Raw genomic sequence first — 25,198 nt, 5'->3', positions numbered from 1 at the left:
TCGCGCATGAGCGACGAGATTAAGGACACCAATCCGGCCGAAACCCGAGAGTGGCTCGAGTCGCTTGACGGCGTCATCGAGGTCGAGGGCCCGGACCGGGCCCATTTTCTGCTCGACCAGGTCATGGCAGGCGCCCGCAAACGCGGGACGCCGGTGCCCTATTCGGCCAACACGCCCTATCTCAACACCATCCCGGCCGACAGGCAGCCCGCCCATCCCGGCGACCGGGCCATCGAGCACCACATCCGCTCGATCATTCGCTGGAACGCGATGGCGATCGTGCTGCGCGCCAACAAGACCTCGTCCGAGCTCGGCGGCCATATCGCCAGCTTCCAGTCGTCGGCGCTGCTCTACGACACCGGCTACATGCATTTCTGGCACGCGCCGACCAAGGATCACGGCGGCGACCTCATCTATGTGCAAGGCCATGTCTCGCCCGGTATCTACGCCCGCTCCTTCGTGGAGGGGCGCCTCAGCGAGGAGCAACTGCTTGCCTTCCGCCAGGAGGTCGACGGCAAGGGGCTGTCGTCCTATCCCCACCCCTGGCTGATGCCGGACTACTGGCAGTTCCCCACGGTCTCCATGGGGTTGGGGCCGCTGATGGCGATCTATCAGGCGCGCTTCCTGAAATACCTCCACAACCGCGGCTTTGCCGATACCGCCCCGCGCAAGGTCTGGGCCTTCCTCGGCGACGGCGAGATGGACGAACCGGAATCGACCGGCGCCATCTCTCTCGCCGCGCGCGAGAAACTCGACAACCTCATCTTCGTCATCAACTGCAACCTGCAGCGCCTCGACGGGCCGGTGCGCGGCAACGGCAAGGTGATCCAGGAGCTGGAGGCCCAGTTCAAGGGTGCCGGCTGGAACGTGATCAAGGTGATCTGGGGCTCGGGCTGGGACGATCTTCTCGCCAGGGATACCAGCGGCGCGCTGCTCAAGATCATGAGCGAGACGGTCGACGGCGAATATCAGGACTACAAGTCCAAGAACGGCGCCTATGTCCGCGAGCACTTCTTCGGCAAGTCGCCGGAAACCGCCGCCATGGTCAAGGACTGGACGGACGACCAGATCTGGGCGCTGGTGCGCGGCGGCCACGATCCCCTCAAGGTCTACGCCGCCTACAAGGCCGCCAGCGAGCACAAGGGCCAGCCGACGCTGATCCTGGCCAAGACCGTCAAGGGTTATGGCATGGGCGAGGCGGGTGAAGGCCAGAACATCACCCATCAGCAAAAGAAGATGGGCGAGCATTCCCTCAAGGAGTTCCGCGACCGCTTCGGCCTCACCGAGATCACCGACGAGAAGCTGGCCGAGATCCCCTTCATCCGTTTCGAGGAGGGCAGCAAGGAGCTCGCTTATCTCAGCCAGCGCCGCGCCGCGCTCGGTGGTTCCCTGCCTTCGCGCCGGGCGAAATCGACGGCGCTGGAAGTGCCGCCGCTCTCGGCTTTCGATGCACAGCTCAAATCCACCGAAGGCCGCGAAATCTCGACCACCATGGCCTTCGTGCGCGTGCTCAACACGCTGCTGCGCGACAAGCAGATCGGCAAGCGCGTCGTGCCTATCGTGCCAGACGAGAGCCGCACCTTCGGCATGGAAGGCATGTTCCGGCAATTCGGTATCTTCAGTCAGGTCGGCCAGCTCTACCGGCCCGAGGATGCCAATCAGCTGATGTTCTACAAGGAGGACAAATCAGGCCAGCTCCTGCAGGAGGGCATCAACGAGGCCGGCGCGATGTCGTCATGGATCGCGGCCGCGACGTCCTATTCGACCTCGGACGCGCCGATGATCCCCTTCTACATCTATTACTCGATGTTCGGCTTCCAGCGCATCGGGGACCTGGCATGGGCGGCCGGCGACATGCGGGCCCGCGGCTTCCTGGTGGGCGGCACCGCCGGGCGCACCACGCTGAACGGCGAAGGCCTGCAGCATGAGGACGGCCATTCGCACCTGATCTCGGGCACGATCCCCAACTGCCTCTCCTACGATCCGACCTTCGCCTATGAGGTCGCCGTCATCGTCCAGGACGGCTTGCGGCGCATGTACGCCGAGCAGGAAGACGTCTTCTACTACCTCACCGTGATGAACGAGAACTACGAGCATCCGGCCATGCCTGCCGGTGCCGAGGAGGGCATCGTCAAGGGGATGTACCTGTTCAGGCAGGCTCAGAAGCAGACGCCCTTGCGCGTCCAGCTCCTGGGATCGGGCACGATCCTGCGGGAAGTCATCGCCGCGGCCGAGCTGCTCGCTGCCGATTTCGGCGTGGAGGCCGATATCTGGAGCTGCCCGAGCTTCACCGAGCTGCGCCGCGAGGCCGTCGCGGTCGAGCGCTGGAACCTCCTCAATCCCGAGGCGGCGCCGAGGAAAAGCTATGTCGAAACCTGTTTGGGGGGCCGGCAGGGACCGGTGATCGCCGCCACCGACTATATGCGCCTGTACGCCGACCAGATCCGGACCTGGGTGCCCGGCCGCTACCGCGTCCTGGGCACGGACGGCTTCGGCCGCTCGGACTATCGTCGGCGCCTGCGCCACTTCTTCGAGGTCGACAGGCATTGGATCGCGGTCGCCGCGCTCAAGAGTCTGGCCGAGGAGGGGGCGGTGAAGCCTGCGCTCGTCGCCGAGGCCATCCGCAAATACGGGCTCGATCCGTCCAAGGCCAATCCCGCCACCGTCTGAGCCGGCGCGCCCCGAGACCTGGCAGCCGCACAGGTGGCCGCCAGATCCCGGGTGCACCGCACGCCACTTTGCCGACCCATCACGCGCATCAGCCCAAACGGGCCAACCGTCTTCAGGAGGAACTCCCGTGCCCACCGAGATCAAAGTTCCAGATATCGGCGACTTCAAGGACGTCCCTGTCATCGAAATCCTCGTCAATGTGGGCGACAAGGTGAATGTCGACGACCCGCTGGTGTCGCTCGAATCCGACAAGGCAACCATGGAGGTGCCCTCGACCGCGGCCGGCATCGTCGAGCAGATCCTGGTCAAGCTCGGCGACAAGGTCAGCGAGGGCGCGCCTCTCGTCGTGATCCAGGCCGGGGAGGGGGGGATGGCTCAGCCGCCGTCCCTCGTCGAACAGCAGGAGCCGGCGCCTGCCGCCGCGCCTGCGCCAGCAGCGGCGGCTCCGGTGTCCGCTCCCGCGCCGACCCGCGGCGCCATCGCCGATTTCTCGGGCGTGCATGCCAGCCCTTCGGTGCGCCGCCTGGCGCGCGAGCTCTCGGTGGACCTCAACCAGCTCAAGGGTACCGGCGAGAAGGGACGCATCACCCTCGAGGATGTGCGCGCCTTCCTCAAGGGACCGGCCCCGGCCGCTTCGGCACCGGCGGCGGCCGGTACGGGCATCCCCGAAATCCCCGCTGTCGATTTCTCCAAGTTCGGCCCGATCGAGACCAAGCCGCTCTCGCGCATCAAGCGGCTCTCAGGCCCCCATCTGCATAGGGCCTGGCTCAACGTGCCCCACGTCACCCACAATGACGAGGCCGACATCACCGACATCGAGGCCTATCGCAAGGAACTGGACACCGCAGCCAAGGAGAAGGGCTTCCGCGTCACCCTGCTGGCCTTCCTGATCAAGGCCTCGGTTTCGGCCCTGCGTGCCTTCCCGGAATTCAACGCCTCGCTTTCGCCGGAAAAGGACGCCCTGATCTACAAGAAGTTCTACAATATCGGCATCGCCGTCGACACGCCCGATGGCCTCGTCGTTCCGGTGATCAAGGATGCCGACCGCAAGGGCATCCACGAGATCAGCAAGGAGATGGGCGACATCTCCAAGAAGGCGCGCGACGGCAAGCTCGGCCCCGCCGACATGAGCGGCGGCACCTTCTCGATCTCCTCGCTGGGCGGCATCGGCGGCACCGCCTTCACCCCGATTGTGAATGCGCCCGAGGTGGCCATCCTGGGCGTGGTACGCTCGAAGATGGCGCCGGTCTGGGATGGCGCCGAGTTCAAGCCGCGCCTGATGCTGCCGGTCTCTCTCTCCTATGATCATCGGGTGATCGACGGGGCGCTTGCGGCCCGCTTCGCCCGGCATTTGTGCACCTCGCTCGAGGATGTTCGACGGCTGATCCTCTGACCGGCCGGATTTCGCAACACTCGGGAGAGACAAGATGAGCAATGGAAACGAAGTCCGCGTCCCCGACATCGGCGACTTCAAGGGCGTGCCTGTTATCGAGATCCATGTGAAGCCGGGCGATCAGGTCCAGGCCGACGATCCCCTGGTCTCGCTGGAATCCGACAAGGCGACGATGGAAGTGCCCGCACCGGCGGCGGGCACGATCGCCGAGGTCACGGTCAAGATCGGCGACAAGGTCAGCGAAGGCGACGTCATCGTGAAGATGGCTGGCGCGGCGACAGCCGTTGCCCCGGCGGCGGCTCCCAACGAGGTGCCGAAGGCGGCCGCGCCCGCCGCCCAACCCGTCAGCGGCGGCAAGGGCGACATCCATGGCGAAGTCGTCGTGCTGGGCGGTGGTCCCGGCGGCTACACGGCTGCGTTCCGGGCCGCCGACCTCGGCAAGCAGGTGGTGCTGATCGAGCGTTGGCCGCAGCTTGGCGGCGTCTGCCTGAATGTCGGCTGCATTCCCTCCAAGGCGCTGCTCCATGCCGCCAAGGTGATTTCCGAAAGCCAGGAAATGGGAGCTCACGGTGTTACCTTCGCGGCGCCCGAGGTCGACATCGACAAGCTGCGCGGCTGGAAGGACAGCGTGATCAGGAAACTGACGGGCGGCCTCGGCGGCCTCGCCAAGCAGCGCAAGGTCACCGTCGTCACCGGCACCGGCCGCTTCACCGCGCCCGACCGTATCGAGGTGCAGGGCGAGGACGGTACCAAGTCGGTCAGCTTCGAGCATGCCATCATCGCAGCCGGTTCGGAGCCGGTGGTGCTGCCCTTCATCCCGCAGGATGACCGCCGGGTGATCGATTCCACCGGTGCCCTGGCGCTCGACAACGTTCCCAAGCGCCTGCTCGTCGTCGGCGGCGGCATCATCGGGCTCGAAATGGCCACGGTCTACCAGGCACTGGGATCCAGGGTCACCATCGTCGAACTGATGGACCAGATCATTCCCGGCGCCGACAAGGACATCGTCACGCCGCTGATGAAGCGCGTCTCCAAGCAATTCGAGGCGATCCATCTCAAGGCCAAGGTCACCAAGGTCGAGGCCGGGCCGGACGGGCTGACCGTCTCGTTCGAGGGCGGCAGCGCCCCGGCGACCGATCGCTTCGACAAGATCCTGGTCGCGGTCGGCCGCCGCCCGAACGGGCGCCTGATCGGTGCGGAAAATGCCGGCGTCGCCGTCGACGAACGCGGCTTCATTGCCGTCGACAAGCAGATGCGCACCAACGTCCCGCACATCTTCGCCATCGGCGATGTGGTCGGCCAGCCGATGCTCGCCCACAAGGCCGTGCATGAAGGCAAGGTCGCGGCCGAGAACGCGGCGGGACACAAGGCCTTCTTCGACGCCAAGGTGATCCCCTCGGTGGCCTATACCGATCCCGAGGTCGCCTGGGTCGGCCTGACCGAGAACGAGGCCAAGGCGCGCGGCGTCAAATATGGCAAGGGCGTCTTCCCCTGGGCTGCCTCCGGCCGCGCCCTGTCGCTCGGGCGGGACGAGGGCATGACCAAGGTGCTGTTCGAGGAGGGCTCGGAGCGCATCATCGGCTGCGGCATCGTCGGCACCAATGCGGGCGATCTCATCGCCGAGGCCGCGCTCGCCATCGAGATGGGGGCGGATGCGGTCGATATCGGCGCGACGATCCATCCCCATCCAACCCTGTCGGAAACGATCGGGATGGCCGCGGAGGCCTTCGAAGGCACGATTACCGACCTCTACATGCCCAAGAAGCGCTGAGACCATCGCAGTTGAAGCCAAGCCGGGCGTCCTGACCATGTCCTGACGACCCGGTTCCCGCGCAAAGGCCCGCCTGAAAGGCGCCCGCTTGGGCGTCGACGGCGGAGTGCGCCCTGAAGACAAGGGCGGGAGCGGGCCGCAAGGCCCTTCCTGCCGAACGCATCGAGTTCAATCAATCGGAGGACGTCGTGGACGAGCAACTGGTCAAAGCTGCCCTGGATTACCATCGCTATCCCATTGCTGGAAAAATCACCGTCCTGCCGACCAAGGACATGACGACACAGCGCGACCTCGCTTTGGCCTATTCGCCCGGTGTCGCGGCGGCGTGCCTCGCCATCAAGGACGATCCGCAGGAAGCCTCCAGCCTGACGGCGCGCGCCAATCTGGTGGCCGTCATCTCCAACGGTACGGCCGTGCTCGGCCTCGGCAATATCGGCGCGCTCGCCGGCAAGCCGGTGATGGAGGGCAAGGGCTGCCTGTTCAAGAAGTTCGCCGGTATCGACGTGTTCGACATCGAGATCGACGAAACCGATCCCGACAAGCTGGTCGACATCATTGCCAGCCTCGAACCGACCTTCGGCGGGATCAATCTGGAGGATATCAAGGCGCCCGAATGCTTCATCGTCGAGACGAAGCTGCGCGAGCGCATGGGGATTCCGGTCTTCCATGACGACCAGCATGGCACGGCCATCGTCGCGGCCGCCGCGATCCTCAACGGCCTGGAAGTGGTCGGAAAGAAGATCGAGGACGCCAGGCTGGTCTGCTCGGGCGCCGGGGCTGCGGCTCTCGCCTGCCTCGATCTGCTCGTCCATCTGGGGCTGCGCAAGGAAAACGTCTTCGTCACCGACAGCAAGGGCGTCGTCTACAAGGGACGCACCGCCTCGATGGACGAGAGCAAGGCCCGCTATGCCCGCGAGACGCAGGCACGTACCCTCGCCGACATCGTGGAAGGCGCCGACATCTTCCTCGGCCTCTCGATGGCGGGTGTCCTCAAGCCGGAAATGGTCGCGGGCATGGCCGAGCGGCCGCTCATCCTGGCACTCGCCAATCCCGAGCCCGAAATCCGGCCCGAACTGGCCCGCGAGGTGAGGCCGGACGCCATCGTGGCGACCGGGCGGTCGGACTATCCCAACCAGGTCAACAACGTCCTGTGCTTCCCCTTCATTTTCCGGGGCGCGCTGGATGTGGGCGCACGCACCATCAACGAGGCGATGAAGCTGGCGGCCGTCCGCGCCATTGCCGAACTCGCGCGGGTCGAACAGTCCGATGTCGTGGCCGCCGCCTATGGCACCCATGATCTCAGCTTCGGTCCGGACTATCTCATTCCCAAGCCGTTCGATCCGCGGCTGATCGTCAAGGTGGCCTCGGCGGTGGCCGAGGCCGCCGTCGCCAGCGGCGTCGCGGTCAGGCCGATCGAGGATTTCGACGCCTACCGGCGTTCCCTCGAGCGTTTCGTCTACACGTCCGGCACGGTGATGCAGCCGGTGTTCGCGGCGGCGGTCGAGGCCGGCGCCAAGCGTATCGCCTATGCCGAGGGCGAAGATGACCGGGTGCTGCGCGCGGCCCAGATCGCCCTCGACGAGCGTATCGCCTCGCCCGTCCTGATCGGGCGGCCCGATGTCATCGCCCGCCGGATGCAGGAACTGGGCCTGCGCATCCGGCCCGGCAAGGATGTCGAGGTCGTCGATGTCGGCGACGATGCGGCCATGGGCGGTACCTCGACGGCGGCCCGGCTGCTGGCCGCCGGCGAGGTCGAGGGCATGCTATGCGGCATCGCCGGTGCCTATGCCGATCACCTTGCCCCGATCGGCAAGATCGTCGGCCTGCGGTCCGATGCGCATGCCTTCGCCGCCATGGGCCTGCTGCAGCTGCCGCGCCACACGGTGTTCGTCTGCGACCCCTTCATTCATCGCGATCCCTCGGCGGACGAAATCGCCGAGATGACGGTGCTTGCGGCCAGGGAACTGCGCCGTTTCGGCCAGGTGCCCCGTGCGGCCTTGCTGTCCCATACCGATGACGGCGGCAGCGACGACCCGTCGGTGCGCAAGATGCGGGCGGCGCTCGCGCGTATCCTGGAACTCGCGCCGGAACTGGAGGTAGAGGGCGGATTGCAGGCCGATACGGCTCTCAGCCGCGCCGCCCTGGCCAGGGTCCGGCCCGACACGCGGCTGACGGACGCTGCCAACCTCCTGGTCATGCCGAACCGGGATGCGGCCAACATCACCTTCAACGCCTTGAAGGTGATTGCGGGGCAAGGCGTCTCGGTCGGCCCCATCCTGCTGGGAGCTGCCAAGCCCGCCCATATCCTCACGCCGGCGACGACGGTGCGCGGCATCGTGAACATGACCACGCTGGCGGCGGCTGCAGGGTAGGGCGCCACGCGGCTATCGCAGTCTTTCATCCCCTCATCTCGCCCGACGGTTGGGCGAGATGAAAGCTTCGAGAAGCAGGCGCAACGTCTGCGCCCCCTGGCCCAGCTGCCTGCGGGGCGAGGGTAAGGGTGACGATTGCCGCATCTTTTTTCCGAAAACCGGTACCCACTTTTCGGCGCGGCCCGTCGCTACAGGCAGCACATTTCCCGAAAAACGAAGCCTCCCGTCGCGGGCAGCGGCGGGAGGCCTGGAATTCAGTCGATCCACGAAAGATCAATCAGGGCAGGCGGATCTCGTAAGGCTCGGGGAAGTGGAATTCCTCGAGATTGCTGCCATCTCCCGCCCGGTCGACGACGAGGAAATCCTGCGGCTCGCCGAGCGGCGTCAGTACGCCATGCCAGAGATTGGCCGGATAGTTCACGCCCTGGCCCGGACTGGTCAGGAAAACGCGGGGCGCTCCCGGCCGGCCGCCCTCATCCGGCGCGACGACCACCAGGAAAGGGCGCGGTGACAGGGGGAAGAAGGCTTGGCTGCCGAAAGGATGACGTTCCACCATCGTAAGCTTCAAGGGCAGGGCATAGGGCGTGCCCTTGAAGATGTTGATGATGACGTGGCCGCCCGGCCCCTTGGCTTCGGCCCGGGCGAGGGCATGATAGCGCTCGCAACGCCCGCCATTGATCGGATAATGCGCGGCACCGTCGGTCTCGATCACCTCGCCGAAGGACGCGAAGGTCTCGCGAGTGAGGGGCTCGACGAGAAGGATGCTCATCGCCGCAATTCCCCACCGAGCTTCATGTGCCGGTTGACGTCCTTGTAGAGCAAATAACGAAAATTGCTGGGGCCGCCGGCATAGCAGGCCTGGGGGCAGAAGGCGCGCAGCCACATGAAGTCGCCGGCCTCGACCTCGACCCAGTCCTGGTTGAGCCGGTAGACCGCCTTGCCTTCCAGGACGTAGAGCCCATGTTCCATGACATGGGTCTCGGCGAACGGAATGACCGCGCCGGGCGCCAGCGTCACGATGGTCACATGCATGTCGTGGCGCATGTCCTCGGGATCGACGAAGCGTGTGGTCGCCCAGCGGCCCTCGGTATCCGGCATCGGGCTGGGCGCAATGTCGCGCTCATTGGCAAAGATCGGCTCGGGCTTTGCAATGCCGGCGACATGCTCGTAGCTCTTGCGGACCCAATGGAAGCGAACGAGCCTGTCGCTCTGGTTGCGCACGCGCCAATCGCTGCCGCAGGGAATATAGGCATAGCCGCCCGGCGTCAGCGTATGCGCCTTGCCGTCGAGCGTAACCGTCAGCTCGCCCTCGACGACGAACAGCACGCCCTGCGCACCCTCGTCCAGTTCCGGCTTGTCGCTGCCGCCACCCGGAGCGACTTCCACGATGTATTGGGAAAAGGTTTCGGAGAAGCCGGAGAGCGGGCGAGCGATCACCCAGCAACGAGTCTTGTCCCAAAGCGGCAGATAGCTCGTCACGATGTCGCTATAGACACCTTTTGGGATGACGGCATAGGCCTCCGTGAATACGGCACGGCCTGTAAGGAGTTGAGTTTGAGGAGGCAGCCCGCCAGTCGGGGAAAAATACGATCGGACTGTCATTATTCTATCCTTAGGCCCATTAGTTGATATTTCTTATACTTCAGTACTTGCATTGCTTGGGAACGATATCTGCCGGTGATGCTTTGAAATACGCTCAAAGCATCTTGATCGCGAACGCGTAAACAAGCGCATACCAATGGTTCGTAATCCGAATATCGGGCAAATGCGAGTCGTCCGTTGCAAAATCCCGACGAATTTCACGATGTGGAATCTGCAAGATCAGGCGAAGTCGAACCCTTTTCCAATGAAGCATTCTGAGTAGGCATAATAGAAATCAACAAGCTCGACCCACAGCATCAAGCGTATTCCAACGTTGGGAGGCTGGGCCGTCGCTGCCGATCGTCTGTCTGCCGGTATATCGGCGTCCATGAAGAGGCGCGGCAGGCCGGCATCTCTTGCCCATGCAGGGCCGGTAATTCCGACCAGCAATCGGTGTTCGTGGCCGGCATGGAGCGCACCTTGCGTTACCAGGACATCTCCATGCTGCATGAGGGCGACTATTTCCTCAACGGCAAGCTCTATGACGCCAAGGGCAGCGAGGTGAAGGTCGAGGGCCTGAGCCACCACCGATGCCAAAGAAAAGTGCCGCCCCTGGCCGCATGCAGGCAAGGGGTCGGCGCCGTCCCTTTCAAGACGGCGCGGTCGCAACGGCTTGATGAATGGCGTTTTATCGTGAAATCCATTTCCTCTCGCGTCCGCGTCGAAGTGCGCTCGACGCACGGGGCGAAGCAGCCTTCTCGGAGGTAACCATCAATCCCTCACGTCGGCACGCGGCGATGGAAGGGGCGGCCGAAGCCACGGGACGTTCGGGGCGGCCCTGTTTCCTATCAAGGGCCGCTTGCCGCAGGGGCCGCAACCCGCCACCCGAGCCTGGATCTTCGACCACCCGAGCAAACTGGGCGCTGGATAAAACCTGGGGTAACGTCACCGGCCGCATAGTCAAACTTGCTATGCCTGCCTCTCCGCCAGGCGGCAACTCGCGGTCCAAGGCGACGGCTAAACGATGTTTGTCTATCTTTATACAAGCACTTTGGAGAGAAAGGCTTGCGTCTGTGGATGGGATGGGTTGCCCAGTACATCCCCGGGCCCGCCTTCCTCGATGATCTCGCCGCCGGCCATGAAGACGATGTGATCAGCCACTTCGCGGGCGAAGGCGATCTCATGGGTCACCACGATCATCGTCATGCCGCTTTGGGCAAGGTCGCGCATCACGTCCAGCACATCGGAGACCAATTCAGGGTCCAGGGCGCTGGTCGGTTCGTCGAAAAGGATGAGCTTGGGCTGCATGGCGAGGGCGCGCGCGATTGCGACACGCTGCTGCTGTCCGCCGGACAGCTGGCGGGGGTAGGCGTTGACCTTCTCCGCCAGTCCGACGCGCTTCAGAATGGCGTGGGCGCGTTCCCTCACCTCCTCGCGCGGTTCCCGCTTCACCCCGACCGGCCCCTCCATGATGTTCTGGAGAACCGTCATGTGGGGGAACAGATTGAAGTGCTGGAACACCATGCCGATGTGGATGCGCTGGCGCGCTATCTCATGCTCGTGCATTTCCTGGAGGTGGCCTTTGTGTTCCCTGTAGCCGATCAGCTCGCCATCCACGCGGATGCGGCCCTTGTCGATACGCTCGAGATGGTTGATGCAACGCAGGAAGGTGCTTTTGCCGGAACCGGACTGGCCAAGCAGGCACATCACCTGGCCGTTCGAAACGGACAGGTTTATTCCCTTGAGAACCTCCAGGGCACCGAAGGATTTGCGCACGCCCGTCGCCTGCACCATGATCTTGGCTGGCGGCTTTGGTTGAAAGGTCATGGCGCGCTCCTCCCTTTCTCGCCAGGATCGATCGGGCTGCTGCGGGACAGCCCGAAGAATGCGCCGATGCTTTGCAGGGGCGTCGGAGGGAGGTTGCGGCTGCTGCCGCGGGCATAGTGACGCTCGATGTAATACTGGATGCCGCTCATCACCGAAACGATGATCAGATACCAGATAACCGCCACCAGCAGCAGCGGAATGGTCTCGAACGTGCGCGTATAGATCGTCTGGGCGGCGAAGAGCAGTTCGGGTACGGCGATGATGCTGACCAGGGCCGACATCTTCAGCATATTGATGGTGTCGTTGCCGAGCGGCGGGATGATGACGCGCATCGCCTGCGGCAGTATCACCCGCCGCAACAGCCGCCCGCGCGACATGCCGATGGATTGGGCCGCCTCCGTCTGGCCGTGGTCGATGGAAATGATACCCGCGCGGATGATCTCAGCGCTGTAGGCGGCTTCGTTCAGGCTGAGCCCGAGGATTGCCGCCACATAGGGCGTGATCAGCACATTGGCATCCAGCTCGACGAAGTCAGGGCCGATGAACGGGATGCCCAGCGAGATATGGGGAAACAGGGCGGACAGATTGTACCAGACCAGCAATTGCACCAGCAGCGGCGCTCCGCGGAAGAACCACACGAAAAGCCATGACGCACCCGACAGGATGGGGTTCGGCGACAGCCGCATGACCGCCAGCATCACGCCCAGCGCGACACCCATCACCATGGCGATGGCCGTCAGCTCCAGAGTGCGCCATACGCCGAGCAAGATCGTCTGCGAGGTGAAGTATTGACCGACCACGGCCCATTCGAACCGTGGGTTGGTGAAGAGCGTGTGCACCAGCATCGCCGCCAGAAGGGCGACGAAGGCGATGGCCACCCAGCGCCAGGGATGACTGGCCGGCCTGATGACCAGGTCTATCGTAGGATCGACATCTGCTCCCTGCGAACGGGTCTCGTTGACCGACATGGCTGGCTCCCGAAGTTGCGGCTGCCGGGTGGCGATCTCCATCCCTTATTGGCCGTCGTTGATCATGGCCTTGTCGATGGCGCCGACCTCCTGTCCCCACTTGGCCAGGATCTTGCCGTAGGTGCCTTCGTCGATCAAAGCCTGCACGGAGGCCTGGAGGGCTTTGGTCAATTCGTCGGAACCCTTGGGCAGCACCAATCCGTAGTGACGTGGTGCATAGGAGGTACTCGGCACCTCGAAGGTGCCTTTGTGTTGCTGTGCAATATAGGCACCGGCGGAGGTGTCGATCATGGCCACGTCGGCCCGGCCTGCCTGCAAGGCCAGGACGATCTGGCTGGTGCCGGGCAGGATCTTGGCGCTGACTTCAGGTTTGCCGGCCTTCACGCAGTCGTCCGAAGCCTTCTTCGCATCGTCGATTTCCGTGGTGCCCTTGTCGATTGCGACGGAGATGCCGCAGATGTCGGCCAGGCTATGGACGTTCTTGGGATTGCCTTGCTTGACCAGGAAACCACCACCCGAGGTGAAGTAGTCGACGAAATCGACCTTCTTGCGTCGCTCCTCGGTGTCGGTCATCGCCGACATCGCCATATCGTAGCGGTTGGCGGCGAGAGCCGGAATGATGGCGTCGAAGCTCATATGCTGGAATTCGAGCTTGACGCCGAGCTTCTGCCCGATCGCTTCGGCCAGATCCTTGTCGAGGCCGATGATGGTGGTGTTGTCGGTGTCGAAATATTCGAACGGCGGATATTCGACGTTGCTGGCAACCCTTATCTTGCCCGCTTCTCTCAATTTGGCCGGCAGCATGGCCTGGATCTTGGGATCCGCCTTGGTCGCAATGGCGGTATCGGCAAGAGCCGTACCCGCGAGCAATGCTCCGACCAGGAACAATGCGGCTGCGGTCGCCGAAGCGGACCGAGCGTGACGACGACGTTCATTGCCCATGCATTGAGTCCCCTGTTTGTCGCGAGGGCCACATTGACGTGGTCTCGAAGCTCGCGGATTTTGGTTCCGGATGGCTTGATGATCAGATGTATATACTAGCTTATACAACTAATCGAAACCGTTCTTGTCAAGCGTGATCCGCCCTCATGGCCCAGGGAAATCCCGGGTTCGTGACGTGCTGAGGTCGAGCCGGCGCTCTGGCTCTTGCCGACGCGGTGGCGTATCGGGACTGGCAACCATTCCATTTTACTATATAGCTATATACATTATTGGGAACTGTTTCCCGTCGAGCCTGTCTACGGAGAAGTCGTCGGTTTTCGGCTGCTGCCCTATGCAGCTTGTATTAACATGTAGACCTGTTTGATTCAGGCGCATTGGCACATGACGAGATGAACAAGAAAAGAGATGGCGCCTTGAAGGAGATGGTCCGCGGCAACGGCGAGATTGGGGTTTCGCTGGGGCAGCAGGTGCGCAACCATATTCTGGCGAAAATCAATTCAGGCGAATGGCAGGAAGGCTATCGGGTCCCATCTGAAGCGCGCTTTTCGGAACAGTTGGGCGCCTCACGCATGACCGTCCATATTGCCATGCGCGATCTTGCCGCGGAGGGGGTGCTGGTGCGGCGGCAGGGGGCCGGCACCTTTGTCGCCGCCCGCCAAAGCCAATCCACCTTTCTGGAATTGCGCAACATACATTCCGAGATCGAAGCGCGCGGAAACCGACATACGACGGACGTCATCAAGATGGAGGAGGTCAATAGCGATCTCAATCTTGCTACCGAGCTCAATGTCGTGCCCGGTTCTATGGTATTTCACTCTCTGTTGGTCCACCGGGAAAACGGAAGGCCGCTGCAAATTGAAGACAGATACGTAAACCCGCAGTTTTCTCCGGATTATCTGGAGCAGGATTTCACAAAAATAACACCCTATGTCCACCTGATGGCCGTGGCTCCCCTGGAGGAGGTCGAACATGTCATTCAGGCCGTCCTGGCCGATGAGTTCAGCTGCAAGCTGCTCGAAATGAAGCAGGGCGAACCGCTGCTTTTGCTGCGCCGGCGCACCTGGTCGCGCGGCATGATTGCTACCAGCGCGCGTTTCCTGCACCCGGGGCCTCGCTTCAGCCTTGCCGGGCGAATGCCTGTCGGTCGCTGACGCGAAGGGAGAGGCGGGTTTCTGACGGGCTCAGCCTCGCCGTCCCTTCGCCGAAGGGCGTCGTCTGCCTTGACAGGGGCTCGACATCTGAAAGATATTCAAGTTGCATATACAACTCTATATAACTTGGATGCCGACATGTTGGGGCCAATGTTTGCAATCGGCGATCAGGGAGCTGGCGTACCCAAGCCCAGCGCGCGGCTGACGGAATTGCCCGGCTATGGACGCGGCCGGGCCGGGCCCGGCATCGCGTTTGCGCACAGGCTCGGTTCCAACGAGGCACCGGATCCACCGAGCGCGGCCGTCCAGGCCGCTGTGGCCAAGGCAGCGGCGGGCGCGCACCGTTATCCGGATTTGCGCGGCGAGGCGCTGGCGGAGGCGCTGGCAAGCCGGCATGGTCTGCCAGCCGACATGATCGCGGTGTCGGCGGGCTCCGTCACCATGCTGGACCAGCTCATCCGTGCCTATTGCGATCCCGGCGACAGGGTGATCACGCCCTGGCGCTCCTATGAGGCCTATCCGATCATCGTCGGCGGAGCCGGCGCGCGCCTTGTGGAGGTGCCGCTTGACGGCCGTCACCGGCTGAATGCGGCGGCGATCCTCGATGCCTGCAGGTCCGAGGCGCGGGTGGTGATCATCTGCAACCCCAACAATCCAACCGGCACAGTGCTGGCGCCGGGCGAGTTGGAGGCTCTGCTGGATGCGATACCCGCGCAAACGCTCATCATCCTCGACGAGGCCTACGCCGATTATGCCGACGAGACGGCGATGGTTGTAGCCTCGCCCGCGCATCGCCTCGTCCGGTATCGGAATCTTGCGGTGTTGCGCACATTTTCCAAAGCCTGGGGGCTTGCCGGCATGCGGGTCGGCTATTGCCTGGCGGATCGCAGCATCATTGCCGCGGCCAATGCGGTTGCGCCGCCATTCCCGCTGCCGGCAACTGCGCAGGCGGCGGCGCTCGCGGCCCTTGCCGAGGAGGATGTGGTCGCGGCACGCATAGCTGCCAGCCTCGAGCAGCGAGGGCACATGTATGAGGGGCTTTCGGCCCTTGGATTCGAGGTCGCGCTCTCGCAGGCCAATTTCGTGTGGCTGGCGGTCGGCGCGGAAGCTGAGGCGCTGACTCTTCATTTGTCCGCGGCCGGGATTGCGGTGCGCTGTTTTCGCGGCGAGGGCGTGCGCGTCACGACGGGGACGGCGGCTGCCACCCAAGCCCTGTTGACGGCGGCGGCGTCCTGGCTGTCGAGGTGAAGGGCCGAGGGGAGAGCGACGATCGGCTGAGGCCACGGCGGGCGGCCGGAACATCGGGATGCCGTTCGCTGGGAAGGGTTGATCTGCCCGATGCTGTTCACCAACGCGGCTATGGCGGGAGCGTCCTATCGACCATCGTGACCGCGACGGGATAGCATTGCTCCGCCCGCGAGCCGTGGGCGCCTTCGTCCATTCCGCAGACGTCCTGCGGACAACATAGTCAGCGGAGTGCCATGTCGAGAGAAAGCACCCTTCCCAAAGCGTTCGTCCAGACCCTGCGAGAGCGGTTCGCGGATCGTTTCCAGACCGGGGCGGCCATATGTGCACAACACGGTTCCACGACCACTTGGATCGAGAACCAGCCGCCGGATGGCGTGGTCTTCGCCGAGAATACGGCGGAGGTTGCCGATATCGTCGGACTGTGTGGCGAGGCGGGCGTGCCGGTCATCCCCTTCGGCGCGGGCAGCTCGCTCGAAGGCCAGCTCAATGCGCCAAGAGGCGGTATATCCGTCGACCTGACGCGGATGGACCGCATTCTTGCGGTCAACGCCGAAGACATGGACTGCGTGATCCAACCGGGCGTGACACGCAGCCGCCTGAACGACTATCTGCGCGATACCGGCCTGTTCTTCCCTCTCGATCCCGGCGCCGATGCGACTCTCGGCGGTATGGCCGCCACCCGCGCTTCGGGCACGACCGCGGTGCTCTATGGCACCATGAAGGACGCGGTGCTGTCGCTCGAGGCCGTGATGCCGGACGGCCGGGTGATCCGCACCGGCCACCGGGCGCGCAAGAGTGCGGCGGGCTACGATCTGACCAGGCTGCTGGTCGGTTCCGAAGGCACGCTCGGCATCATCACAGAGCTAACGGTTCGGTTGCGAGGCATTCCTGAGGCGGTGTCGGCGGCTCGCTGCTCCTTCCCCACCGTCGAAGATGCCAGCAATGCCGTTATCAGCGGCCTTCAATTCGGCCTGCCCTTTGCGCGGATCGAGCTGTTGGACGCAACCACGGTCAAGGCGGTCAATGCCCACTCGCAGCTGAGCCTGCCGGAGACGCCGCTGCTGCTGGCCGAATTCCACGGCACGCCGGACACGGTCGCTGAATTGTCGGTGCGTTTCGGGGAAATCGCCCGCGAGCACGGCGCCACCGCACTGGACTGGACGACCGATCCGCAGGAACGGACGCGATTGTGGAAGGCGCGCCACGACCTGTTCTGGGCGGTCCTGGGCCTGCGGCCCGGCGCCAAGGGCATCAGCACCGATGTGTGCGTGCCGATCTCGCGATTGGCCGAATGCATTGGCGCTGCCGCTGAGAAGGCCCGGTCGCTGGGGCTGCTCGCTCCGATTGCGGGGCATGTCGGCGACGGCAATTTCCACAATCTGATCGTGCTCGATCCGGAGAACCCGGCGGAGCGGGCCGCCGCCAAATCCTATATCGGCTGGCTGAACGAACTGGCTCTTTCCATGGAAGGAACCTGCACGGGCGAACATGGCGTGGGGCAGGGCAAGCGTTCCTATATGGAGCGCGAGATGGGCCCGGCGCTGGATGTGATGGCGGCCATCAAGGCGGCGATCGATCCGAAGAACATCATGAACCCGGGAAAGATCCTGCCCGAACGGTTCGAAGCGCCAGACTAGCGCGGCATATCGAGATGAGATTTAATTCAGAAAAATGATGTAAAAACGATAGCTTATAGGATTATTCTTATCTTATAGATTAAGTATGCCGCTGCAGCACTTCTCCAAGCGTTGCGGAATGGCCGGCTCATCCGTGGCCGAACGCCTCGACAATGGCTTGCGAGGCGGGGGTCAGGATCGCGCTCTTCGCACCGTCGAGCGGACATGCGAGGATAACCGACTCCTGGGCGAAGCCCTCGGCAATCGGGACACTGGCCAGGGGAGACCCGTCATAGGCACAGCTGCTTTTTGACCCGGCATAGGTGATGCCAATGCCTTCGCCATGGGCGGCAAGGCTGCGCATGACCTCGAGTGCCTGCACTCTGTGGCGAACGACCGGCTCCGCGCCGATCCGCCGGAAGAGGCCGAGGACGTGTCTTACCGACAGGCCCTCTTCGAAGAGGATCAGTGCGCGTTGGCCGAGGTCCCGGAGGCTGACCTGCCGCAAGCCGGCAAGGGGGTCGTCGACGCGCATCAAGGCGTGGGGCTGGACGGAGGCGAGCGGTCGGCGCAGGAAGCTTGCGTCGAGACCAAGGTCGAACGTCACGGCCAGGTCGATGCGCGACTGCAGCATGTCGCGGGCGAGCGTCTCGAAATCGGCGATGCGATAGCGGATTTCCGCATCCGGCAATTTGCTGCGCAGGGCATTGAGCAGGCGGCCGATATGAAGCGGCGCCAGATCCTCGAACAGCCCCAGTGTCAGGCGACCGACAGTAGCGCGTTGGTTGCGGGTGGGGTCGTCCAACTGCCGGGCGAGGGAGATGATCTCCTCGACCTGGGCAAGATAATCCTGGCCGAAATCGGTGAGCTCGACCGGGGCGCCCCGGCGCCTGATGAAAAGCTTGCGTGCCAGGCGCCGCTCGACCTGCGTGATGGCGACCGAAAGCGAGGGCTGCGACACGTTGAGCTGCGAGGCCGCGGCCGAGAGACTGCCGGAGCGGGCCACGGCGGAAACATACTCGAACTGGCGAAGCGTGAGATATAGCATGAGCCTAAGAGTAGTTTAGGTACTTATTATTTGAAACTATAAATGATTGCCTGTTTGGTGGTTCCGTCAAGCAGGGAGGAACGCAATGACACATCCGCTCGTCACGCAGGAACAGATCGAGGCCTATCAGCGCGACGGCGTCGTGCTGGTGCGCGGATTGTTCAAGGATCACGTGGAGAGACTGCGGGCGGGTGTGGCCCGCAACATGGCGGAGCCCAGCCAATATGGCGCCGAGAACCTCAAGCCTGGCGAGGCAGGCCGCTTCTTCGACGACTATTGCAATTGGGAGCGCATCCCCGAATTCGAGACCGTGATCCGTCACTCCGCAGCCGGCGAGGTCGCGGCTGATCTGATGGGGGCGAATTCGGTCCAGGTCTTCCACGACCATGTCCTGGTCAAGGAACCCGGCACATCGAAGCCAACGCCCTGGCACCAGGACGGCCCCTATTATTTCGTCGAGGGAGCGCAGACGGTGAGCTTCTGGTCGCCGCTGGATCCGGTGCGCGAAGCGTCGCTGCGCTGCGTCGCCGGCTCGCATCGCTGGCCGAAGCCGGTCCTGCCGACGCGCTGGCTCTCGGAAGAGAATTTCTACGCCGACAGCGATGCCTATATCCCCGTACCCGATCCCGATGCGGAAGGCATGGATATTCGCGAGTGGGAGATGGAGCCGGGCGATGCCGTCGCCTTCAACTACATGACGCTCCATGGCGCTCGCGGCAATGAGGCGGCGACGCGCCGCAGGGCTTTCTCCCTTCGGCTCGTGGGAGATGATGCCCGCTATGTCGAGCGGCCCGGACGCACTTCGCCTCCCTATCCTGGCCACGGCATGTCGGCGGGCGAAAAACTGCGCGAAGACTGGTTCCCGACGGTTTTCCAACGCGGAGCCGCGCGCGGCGTGGGCTGACACATTATCGGGGGCGAGCGGGTGTCGATCTGTGGCGGCCTGCAAACTCGCCCGCCATTTGCGCATCATGTGGACCATATCGATGCCGGACAGGATCGTCTCTGCGCATGTGGGCGATTTGAATCCGGCTTTCATTCACATTTGCGGAATATTCAACGCCTTATGATGCCAAGGGGCGGAATCCCGCTCGTCCCCGGCCCGGCGGCAGTCACGGAATATAGTTGTGCGCCTTGTCCAGCCAGGGCGGATCTTCGGCATACATTTCCTGGATGAGCTTCTTGACCAGGTCGATATAGGGCGAGCTATCCCCGACCCTCTGGTTGAGAATGACGGGGGAAATGGCGTCCTTTTCCTCCAGCAGCCTGTAGTGAACGTCCGACCGCATCTGGCGGGCAGAGGCGGGTACGAGGCACAGGCCCGCATCCGCCGCGACCAGCCCGAGGGCCGCCTGGATTTCCCTTACCTCCTGGACCTCCGCAGGACGCGCGTCATGGCCGTGCAGCAGGCCCAGGACATGGTCGGCATAGCTGGGGCGCGGCTCCTTGGGATAGACGATGATCTTCCGGTCGGCCAATGTCCTGATCGGCAGCGGTGCGTTGCTTTCGGCCAGCGGCGTGCCCTTGGGAATGGCGACGACCAGCCGTTCCTCGCGCAGCACGATGCCGGTGACATTGGGATCGCTGTGGCGAAGCCGGCCGAAGCCGATGTCGATGCGGCCTTCCTTCAGGGCGGGGATCTGCTGCACCGACACCATTTCCAGGAGCTGGATGTCGAGCTCCGGCGCGTGCTGGCGCAGCTTGCGCACGAGCGCGGGCAGGCCGCCATAGAGAGTGGAGGCGACGAAGCCGATCGAAAACACGCTATTCTGGTTCAACCCGACCCGGCGGGTTGCCGTCAGCATCTGGTCGACCCGGCCGAGAACCTGGAGAGACTGCTCGTAGAAGAGCCGGCCCGCATCCGTCAGGCGTACGGGCCGGCTCTTGCGAATGATCAGGGCCACCCCCAGTTCTTCCTCCAGCAGCTGGATCTGCCGGCTCAAGGGCGGCTGTGCCATATGCAGGAGCTCCGCCGCGCGGGTGAAATTGCGCTCGCGCGCCACCGCCACGAAATAGCGGATCTGGCGAAGGTCCATTTTACCCTCCCTCAGAGGTATATTGCACTGCGGTAAGTATCGTTATTGCAGGGCTTTTTCCAGTATCATACCTGTAAGGTATCATGTCCAACACAAATGGTGTTGGACGGAGCGTCATGGCTGCCGCAGGATCGCAGCATGAACACGGTTTTCGCCCCCCTCGCTCCGGCCGCAGTCCTCGCTCCCGTCATCGAACGGATCGAGACGCTGCTCGTCGACCTGCCCACCATCCGGCCGCACAGACTGTCGGTCGCCACCATGGACGGCCAGACGCTGATGCTGGTGAAGGTTCATTGCAGCGACGGCATCACCGGCATCGGCGAGGGCACCACCATCGGTGGGCTCGCCTATGGCGGGGAAAGCCCGGAGGGCATGAAGCTCGCCATCGACAGATATTTTGCGCCGATCATGATCGGCGAGGACGCGACCCGCGTACAGGCCCTGATGGCGCGCATCGGCAAGGTGGTGAAGGAAAACCGCTTCGCCAAGAGCGCGGTGGAAACGGCCCTGCTCGATGCGCATGGCAGGCGGCTCGGTCTTCCGGTCAGCGAATTGCTCGGCGGGCGCCGCCGCGACCGGCTGCCGGTGGCCTGGACGCTCGCTTCCGGTGATACGGCCAGGGATATCGCCGAAGCCGAACATATGCTGGATCTGCGCCGGCATCGCATCTTCAAGCTGAAGATCGGCGCCAAGGGGCTGAAGGAAGACATCGCCCATGTCGCCGCGATCAAGCGGGCGCTCGGCGAGCGCGCCGCAATACGTGTCGACGTCAACATGGCCTGGAGCGAGACCGAGGCCGCCTACGGCATGGCGGCTCTGGCCGACGCCGGCTGCGAACTGGTGGAACAGCCCGTCGCCTCGACCGCTGCCCTGGCCCGGCTGGTCCGCCGTTTCCCCGTGGCGCTGATGGCCGATGAGGCGCTGACCGGGCCGGAATCCGCTTTCGAGATCGCCAAGGCTGCCGGCGCGGACGTCTTCGCCGTCAAGATCGAGCAGAATGGCGGCCTCTACAACGCGCAGCGCGTCGCCGCCATCGCGGACGCGGCCGGTATCGGCCTCTACGGCGGCACCATGCTGGAAGGCGCGGTCGGCACCATTGCCTCGGCGCAGGTCTTCTCGACCTTTGCCGATCTGCAATGGGGCACGGAACTGTTCGGCCCGCTGCTGCTGACGGAGGAGATCCTGCGCCGGCCGCTCGATTACAGCGACTTCGAGCTGACCGTTCCGGACGGGCCGGGGCTCGGCATCGAACTGGACGAGGAACGCGTCGCCTTCTTCGCCCGCAACGGTTCGCGCAAGACGATCAGCGCCGGTTGAGGAGAGAGCCATGCTGTTCCACGTCAGGATGGATGTGAACATCCCCCACGACCTGCCCGAGAGCGAGGCGACCGAGATCATCGCGAAGGAAAAGGCCTATTCGCAGGCGCTGCAGCGCAGCGGCAAGTGGCGGCATATCTGGCGCATTGCCGGAGCCTACGCGAACTACAGCGTTTTCGACGTGAAGGACAATGCGGAACTGCACGAGATCCTCTCGGGCCTGCCGCTGTTCAAGTTCATGCGTATCGAGGTGGCGCCGCTGCTGCGACACCCCTCTTCGATCCGCGACGGTGATGGCTGACGTCACCGCGTCTCGGGGCAACCGCGATGACGAGGCCCCCATAAATTCAAAAGCAATAAGTGGAGGATTGAAATGAGCGTGAAGATCTTCGCAAGGCCCGACATCCAGGATTTCCTGAAGGTCCTGAGCGGGCTCGACAAGGACGGCGGCAACCCGCGCGCCAAGCAAATCGTCCATCGGATCATGTCGGACCTCTTCAAGGCGATCGACGATCTCGACGTCACCCCGGACGAATACTGGACAGCCATCGCCTGGCTCAACGATATCGGTGCAAGCGGGCAGGCCGGCCTGATCTCGCCCGGCCTCGGCCTCGACCATTTCCTCGACGAGCGCCTCGACGCGATCGATGCAGAGCTCGGCATCGACAACCCGACGCCGCGCACCATCGAGGGACCGCTCTATGTCGCCGGCGCGCCGGTCTCGCATGGCTTCGCCCGCCTCGACGACGGCACGGATAAGAACGGCCACACGCTGATCATGCATGGTACCGTCCACGGCGCCGACGGCCGGCCGCTGCCGGGTGCGACCGTCGAGGTCTGGCATTGCGACACCCGCGGCTTCTACTCGCATTTCGATCCGACCGGAAAGCAGGCGCCCTTCAACATGCGCCGCACCATCGTTGCCGACGACGAGGGCCGCTACAAGTTTCGCAGCATCGTGCCGAACGGCTATGGCGTGCCGCCGGGCAGCCCGACGGAAAAGCTGCTCTCCGCCCTCGGCCGCCATGGCCAGCGCCCGGCCCATATCCACCTCTTCATCAGCGGCGAAGGCCATCGCAAGCTGACGACCCAGATCAACATCGAGGGTGATCCGCTGGTCAATGACGACTTCGCCTATGCCACCCGCGACGGCCTGGTTCCGGCCGTCGTCGAGCGGACGGATGCGGCCAGCATCGCGGCCAACGGCCTGGAAGGGGCCTTCGCCGAGATCGTGTTCGACATCCATCTGACTGCACTGGTCGACGGCGTCGACAACCAGATCAACGACCAGCGCAAGCGCGCCGCGGCCTAGCCGGCGGCAGCACCGGCGGCCCTGAGGGCCGTCCCACCCCGATCATCGACATCGTTGCAAGGACCGCGCCGACCGCCGTTCCTTGCGGGAGAGAAGTCATGTCCGCAATCATCGACAAGGCCCGTGATCTCGATCATCTGCTCGCCTCCGCCGTGCAGGATGATCACGAGGCCGGCGTGTTTCGCTGCCGCCGCGACATCTTCACCGACGCCGACCTGTTCGCACTGGAGATGAAGCACATCTTCGAGAGCAACTGGGTCTATCTGGCCCATGAAAGCCAGATCCCCGACAACAACGACTATTACACGACCACAATCGGCCGCCAGCCCGTGGTGATCACCCGCGACAAGACCGGCACGCTCAACGCCGTCATCAATGCCTGCGCTCATCGCGGAGCGATGCTCTGCCGCCGCAAGCATGGCAACAAGGGCAGCTTCACCTGCCCGTTCCACGGCTGGACCTTCTCCAACACCGGCAAGCTCCTGAAGGTGAAGGACGAAAAGACCACGCAATATCCCGAGCAGTTCGCCAAGAATGGCTCGCACGACCTGACGCGCGTCGCGCGCTTCGAGAATTATCGCGGCTTCCTGTTCGGCAGTCTGAAGGAGGACGTGGCGCCGCTGACCGAATTCCTCGGGCAAGCGCGGATCATCATCGACCAGATCGTCGACCAGGCGCCGGACGGGCTGGAGGTGCTGCGGGGCAACTCCTCCTACATCTATGACGGCAACTGGAAGCTCCAGATGGAGAATGGCTGCGACGGCTACCATGTCTCCTCCGTCCACTGGAACTATGCCGCCACCATGGGCCGCCGCAGCGAGGAAGGTACCAAGGCCGTCGACGCCAATTCGTGGAGCAAGTCGGTCGCCGGCGTCTATGGCTTCGAGAACGGCCATATCCTGTTGTGGACCAACACGATGAATCCGGAGGTCCGCCCCGTCTATGGCCAGCGCGAGAAGATCCGCGAACGCGTCGGCGAGACCAAGACCGATTTCATCATCAACCAGACCCGCAATCTGTGCGTCTATCCCAACCTGTTCCTGATGGATCAGTTCAGCACGCAGATCCGCGTGACGCGTCCCATCAGCGTCGACAAGACGGAGGTCAGCATCTTCTGCTTCGCCCCGAAGGGCGAGAGCGCGGAAGACCGGGCGCTGCGCATCCGCCAATATGAGGATTTCTTCAACGTCTCCGGCATGGGCACGGCCGACGACCTCGAGGAATTCCGGGCCTGCCAGTCGGGCTATGCCGGCACGGCGGCTTTGTGGAACGACCTGTCGCGCGGTGCGCCGCTGTGGATCGAGGGTCCCGACGACAATGCCAGGAGGATGGGCCTCGAGCCGTTGCTCTCGGGCGAGCGCAGCGAGGACGAGGGGCTGTTCGTCCGCCAGCACGAATATTGGGCGACGGTGATGCGCGAGGCGCTCGCCGCCGAGAAGAAGGGGGTGGTCGCATGAGCATGTCCTACGATGCCGTCCGTGCTTTCCTGTTCCGCGAGGCGCGGCTTCTCGACGATCGCCAATGGGACGAATGGCTCACCTGCTATGCGCCCGACGTCACCTACTGGATGCCGGCCTGGGACGACGATGATGCGATCACCGAGGACCCGCATGCGCAAATCTCGCTGATCTACTATCCAAGCCGGGAAGGCCTGGAGGACCGCGTCTTCCGTATCAAGACCGAGCGGTCCGGCGCTTCGACGCCGGAGCCGCGCACCAGCCACAGCGTCACCAATGTCGAACTGGTGACCGACCGGGGTGGCGAGGTGGACGTGCGCTACAACTTCCACACGCTGAACCATCGCTACAAGGTCACCGACCAGTTCTTCGGCACCATGTTCGTCACACTGCGCCAGGACGGCGACAAGATACTGATATCGAACAAGAAAATCGTGCTGAAGAACGACTATATCCGCCAGGTCATCGACGTCTACCACATCTGACGGC

Annotated in this window: 20 protein-coding genes and 1 pseudogene; 14 read left to right on the top strand and 7 right to left on the bottom strand. The window is 63.8% G+C overall.

Annotated elements, in window-relative coordinates; genetic code table 11:
- Window positions 1-6: 6 nt before the first annotated feature.
- From aceE to BA190_RS01970, 4 genes are all read left to right on the top strand, one after another.
- Window positions 7-2,670: a pyruvate dehydrogenase (acetyl-transferring), homodimeric type gene (gene aceE / locus BA190_RS01985; RefSeq protein WP_068281799.1), complete on the top strand. Its 2,664-nt coding sequence runs from the start codon at window positions 7-9 to the stop codon at window positions 2,668-2,670.
- A 127-nt stretch (window positions 2,671-2,797) separates the two neighbouring features.
- A complete protein-coding gene (aceF, locus tag BA190_RS01980; RefSeq protein ID WP_068281797.1) occupies window positions 2,798-4,063 on the top strand; it encodes a dihydrolipoyllysine-residue acetyltransferase in 1,266 nt (421 codons plus the stop codon).
- Window positions 4,064-4,097: 34 nt separating this feature from the next.
- Complete coding sequence (gene lpdA / locus BA190_RS01975) at window positions 4,098-5,834, top strand: dihydrolipoyl dehydrogenase (protein ID WP_068281794.1); 1,737 nt, start codon at window positions 4,098-4,100, stop codon at window positions 5,832-5,834.
- Window positions 5,835-6,022: 188 nt separating this feature from the next.
- Window positions 6,023-8,206, top strand: coding sequence for an NADP-dependent malic enzyme (locus BA190_RS01970; RefSeq protein WP_068281792.1), 2,184 nt, complete (start codon window positions 6,023-6,025; stop codon window positions 8,204-8,206).
- A 277-nt stretch (window positions 8,207-8,483) separates the two neighbouring features.
- Here the strand turns inward: BA190_RS01970 and BA190_RS01965 are convergent, their stop codons facing one another.
- Both BA190_RS01965 and BA190_RS01960 read right to left on the bottom strand, forming a co-directional pair.
- Entirely contained in the window at window positions 8,484-8,975 is a 492-nt protein-coding gene (locus BA190_RS01965) for an ureidoglycolate lyase (protein WP_068281790.1), read from the bottom strand.
- On the bottom strand, window positions 8,972-9,808 hold the full coding sequence (locus BA190_RS01960; protein WP_068281788.1) for a bifunctional allantoicase/(S)-ureidoglycine aminohydrolase: 837 nt from the start codon (window positions 9,806-9,808) through the stop codon (window positions 8,972-8,974). The genes BA190_RS01965 and BA190_RS01960 overlap by 4 nt, the downstream gene beginning before the upstream one ends.
- 408 nt (window positions 9,809-10,216) lie before the next feature.
- Between BA190_RS01960 and BA190_RS37155 the strand changes: the two are divergent.
- Window positions 10,217-10,375, top strand: a pseudogene (locus BA190_RS37155) (purine permease); the annotation flags it as partial.
- A 450-nt stretch (window positions 10,376-10,825) separates the two neighbouring features.
- Here BA190_RS37155 and BA190_RS01950 read toward each other — a convergent pair.
- The 3 genes from BA190_RS01950 to BA190_RS01940 are packed head-to-tail and all read right to left on the bottom strand — an operon-like array spanning window position 10,826 to window position 13,524.
- A complete protein-coding gene (locus tag BA190_RS01950; RefSeq protein WP_305773770.1) occupies window positions 10,826-11,614 on the bottom strand; it encodes an amino acid ABC transporter ATP-binding protein in 789 nt (262 codons plus the stop codon).
- Complete coding sequence (locus BA190_RS01945) at window positions 11,611-12,582, bottom strand: amino acid ABC transporter permease (protein ID WP_068281784.1); 972 nt, start codon at window positions 12,580-12,582, stop codon at window positions 11,611-11,613. The genes BA190_RS01950 and BA190_RS01945 overlap by 4 nt, the downstream gene beginning before the upstream one ends.
- 45 nt (window positions 12,583-12,627) lie before the next feature.
- Complete coding sequence (locus BA190_RS01940) at window positions 12,628-13,524, bottom strand: ABC transporter substrate-binding protein (protein ID WP_068281782.1); 897 nt, start codon at window positions 13,522-13,524, stop codon at window positions 12,628-12,630.
- Between the two features lie 389 nt (window positions 13,525-13,913).
- Between BA190_RS01940 and hutC the strand changes: the two genes are divergently transcribed.
- The 3 genes from hutC to BA190_RS01925 all read left to right on the top strand — a co-directional run bounded on the left by hutC (window position 13,914) and on the right by BA190_RS01925 (window position 17,560).
- Complete coding sequence (hutC, locus tag BA190_RS01935; RefSeq protein ID WP_245314491.1) at window positions 13,914-14,675, top strand: histidine utilization repressor; 762 nt, start codon at window positions 13,914-13,916, stop codon at window positions 14,673-14,675.
- A gap of 138 nt (window positions 14,676-14,813) precedes the next feature.
- On the top strand, window positions 14,814-15,923 hold the full coding sequence (locus BA190_RS01930; RefSeq protein ID WP_156771317.1) for a histidinol-phosphate transaminase: 1,110 nt from the start codon (window positions 14,814-14,816) through the stop codon (window positions 15,921-15,923).
- A gap of 233 nt (window positions 15,924-16,156) precedes the next feature.
- Window positions 16,157-17,560 (top strand): FAD-binding oxidoreductase, encoded by a 1,404-nt coding sequence (locus BA190_RS01925; RefSeq protein ID WP_068281778.1) that lies wholly within the window; start codon window positions 16,157-16,159, stop codon window positions 17,558-17,560.
- 127 nt (window positions 17,561-17,687) lie between these two features.
- On the opposite strand, the gene BA190_RS01920 is transcribed toward BA190_RS01925, so the two are convergent.
- Complete coding sequence (locus tag BA190_RS01920; RefSeq protein WP_068281776.1) at window positions 17,688-18,587, bottom strand: LysR family transcriptional regulator; 900 nt, start codon at window positions 18,585-18,587, stop codon at window positions 17,688-17,690.
- An 85-nt stretch (window positions 18,588-18,672) separates the two neighbouring features.
- On the opposite strand from BA190_RS01920, the gene BA190_RS01915 reads away from it, so the two are divergent.
- Window positions 18,673-19,491, top strand: a complete 819-nt coding sequence (locus BA190_RS01915) for a phytanoyl-CoA dioxygenase family protein (RefSeq protein WP_068281773.1) — start codon at window positions 18,673-18,675, stop codon at window positions 19,489-19,491.
- Between the two features lie 208 nt (window positions 19,492-19,699).
- Here the strand turns inward: BA190_RS01915 and BA190_RS01910 are convergent, their stop codons facing one another.
- Window positions 19,700-20,623, bottom strand: coding sequence for a LysR family transcriptional regulator (locus tag BA190_RS01910; RefSeq protein WP_068281772.1), 924 nt, complete (start codon window positions 20,621-20,623; stop codon window positions 19,700-19,702).
- Window positions 20,624-20,761: 138 nt separating this feature from the next.
- Between BA190_RS01910 and BA190_RS01905 the strand changes: the two genes are divergently transcribed.
- The 5 genes from BA190_RS01905 to benB all read left to right on the top strand — a co-directional run bounded on the left by BA190_RS01905 (window position 20,762) and on the right by benB (window position 25,194).
- Window positions 20,762-21,940, top strand: a complete 1,179-nt coding sequence (locus BA190_RS01905) for a muconate/chloromuconate family cycloisomerase (protein ID WP_068281770.1) — start codon at window positions 20,762-20,764, stop codon at window positions 21,938-21,940.
- Window positions 21,941-21,950: 10 nt separating this feature from the next.
- The gene (gene catC, locus BA190_RS01900; protein ID WP_068281769.1) at window positions 21,951-22,241 is read left to right on the top strand and encodes a muconolactone Delta-isomerase; all 291 of its coding nucleotides are present in this window, start codon (window positions 21,951-21,953) and stop codon (window positions 22,239-22,241) included.
- Window positions 22,242-22,313: 72 nt separating this feature from the next.
- Complete coding sequence (gene catA / locus BA190_RS01895) at window positions 22,314-23,252, top strand: catechol 1,2-dioxygenase (RefSeq protein ID WP_068281767.1); 939 nt, start codon at window positions 22,314-22,316, stop codon at window positions 23,250-23,252.
- 98 nt (window positions 23,253-23,350) lie between these two features.
- Window positions 23,351-24,709, top strand: coding sequence for a Rieske 2Fe-2S domain-containing protein (locus BA190_RS01890; RefSeq protein WP_068281765.1), 1,359 nt, complete (start codon window positions 23,351-23,353; stop codon window positions 24,707-24,709).
- Complete coding sequence (gene benB / locus BA190_RS01885; protein ID WP_068281764.1) at window positions 24,706-25,194, top strand: benzoate 1,2-dioxygenase small subunit; 489 nt, start codon at window positions 24,706-24,708, stop codon at window positions 25,192-25,194. The genes BA190_RS01890 and benB overlap by 4 nt, the downstream gene beginning before the upstream one ends.
- The last annotated feature ends 4 nt before the right edge of the window (window positions 25,195-25,198 follow it).

This window comes from Labrys sp. WJW (assembly GCF_001676615.1).
GTDB classification, from domain to species: Bacteria; Pseudomonadota; Alphaproteobacteria; order Rhizobiales; family Labraceae; genus Labrys; species Labrys sedimenti.
Note: the sequence above shows the minus strand (reverse complement) of the source record. Positions and strands in the feature narration are given on the sequence as shown.

Excerpts from the sequence above, each read along its gene's own strand:
- BA190_RS01905 (WP_068281770.1), top strand. The coding sequence starts at position 20,762 with ATGAACACGGTTTTCGCCCCCCTCGCTCCGGCCGCAGTCCTCGCTCCC.
- BA190_RS01960 (WP_068281788.1), bottom strand. The coding sequence starts at position 9,808 with ATGACAGTCCGATCGTATTTTTCCCCGACTGGCGGGCTGCCTCCTCAA.
- BA190_RS01930 (WP_156771317.1), top strand. The coding sequence starts at position 14,814 with ATGTTGGGGCCAATGTTTGCAATCGGCGATCAGGGAGCTGGCGTACCC.
- BA190_RS01915 (WP_068281773.1), top strand. The coding sequence starts at position 18,673 with ATGACACATCCGCTCGTCACGCAGGAACAGATCGAGGCCTATCAGCGC.
- BA190_RS01940 (WP_068281782.1), bottom strand. The coding sequence starts at position 13,524 with ATGGGCAATGAACGTCGTCGTCACGCTCGGTCCGCTTCGGCGACCGCA.
- BA190_RS01965 (WP_068281790.1), bottom strand. The coding sequence starts at position 8,975 with ATGAGCATCCTTCTCGTCGAGCCCCTCACTCGCGAGACCTTCGCGTCC.
- lpdA (WP_068281794.1), top strand. The coding sequence starts at position 4,098 with ATGAGCAATGGAAACGAAGTCCGCGTCCCCGACATCGGCGACTTCAAG.
- BA190_RS01920 (WP_068281776.1), bottom strand. The coding sequence starts at position 18,587 with ATGCTATATCTCACGCTTCGCCAGTTCGAGTATGTTTCCGCCGTGGCC.
- BA190_RS01910 (WP_068281772.1), bottom strand. The coding sequence starts at position 20,623 with ATGGACCTTCGCCAGATCCGCTATTTCGTGGCGGTGGCGCGCGAGCGC.
- benB (WP_068281764.1), top strand. The coding sequence starts at position 24,706 with ATGAGCATGTCCTACGATGCCGTCCGTGCTTTCCTGTTCCGCGAGGCG.
- hutC (WP_245314491.1), top strand. The coding sequence starts at position 13,914 with ATGAACAAGAAAAGAGATGGCGCCTTGAAGGAGATGGTCCGCGGCAAC.
- BA190_RS01925 (WP_068281778.1), top strand. The coding sequence starts at position 16,157 with ATGTCGAGAGAAAGCACCCTTCCCAAAGCGTTCGTCCAGACCCTGCGA.
- BA190_RS01945 (WP_068281784.1), bottom strand. The coding sequence starts at position 12,582 with ATGTCGGTCAACGAGACCCGTTCGCAGGGAGCAGATGTCGATCCTACG.
- aceE (WP_068281799.1), top strand. The coding sequence starts at position 7 with ATGAGCGACGAGATTAAGGACACCAATCCGGCCGAAACCCGAGAGTGG.
- BA190_RS01950 (WP_305773770.1), bottom strand. The coding sequence starts at position 11,614 with ATGACCTTTCAACCAAAGCCGCCAGCCAAGATCATGGTGCAGGCGACG.
- catC (WP_068281769.1), top strand. The coding sequence starts at position 21,951 with ATGCTGTTCCACGTCAGGATGGATGTGAACATCCCCCACGACCTGCCC.
- BA190_RS01890 (WP_068281765.1), top strand. The coding sequence starts at position 23,351 with ATGTCCGCAATCATCGACAAGGCCCGTGATCTCGATCATCTGCTCGCC.
- catA (WP_068281767.1), top strand. The coding sequence starts at position 22,314 with ATGAGCGTGAAGATCTTCGCAAGGCCCGACATCCAGGATTTCCTGAAG.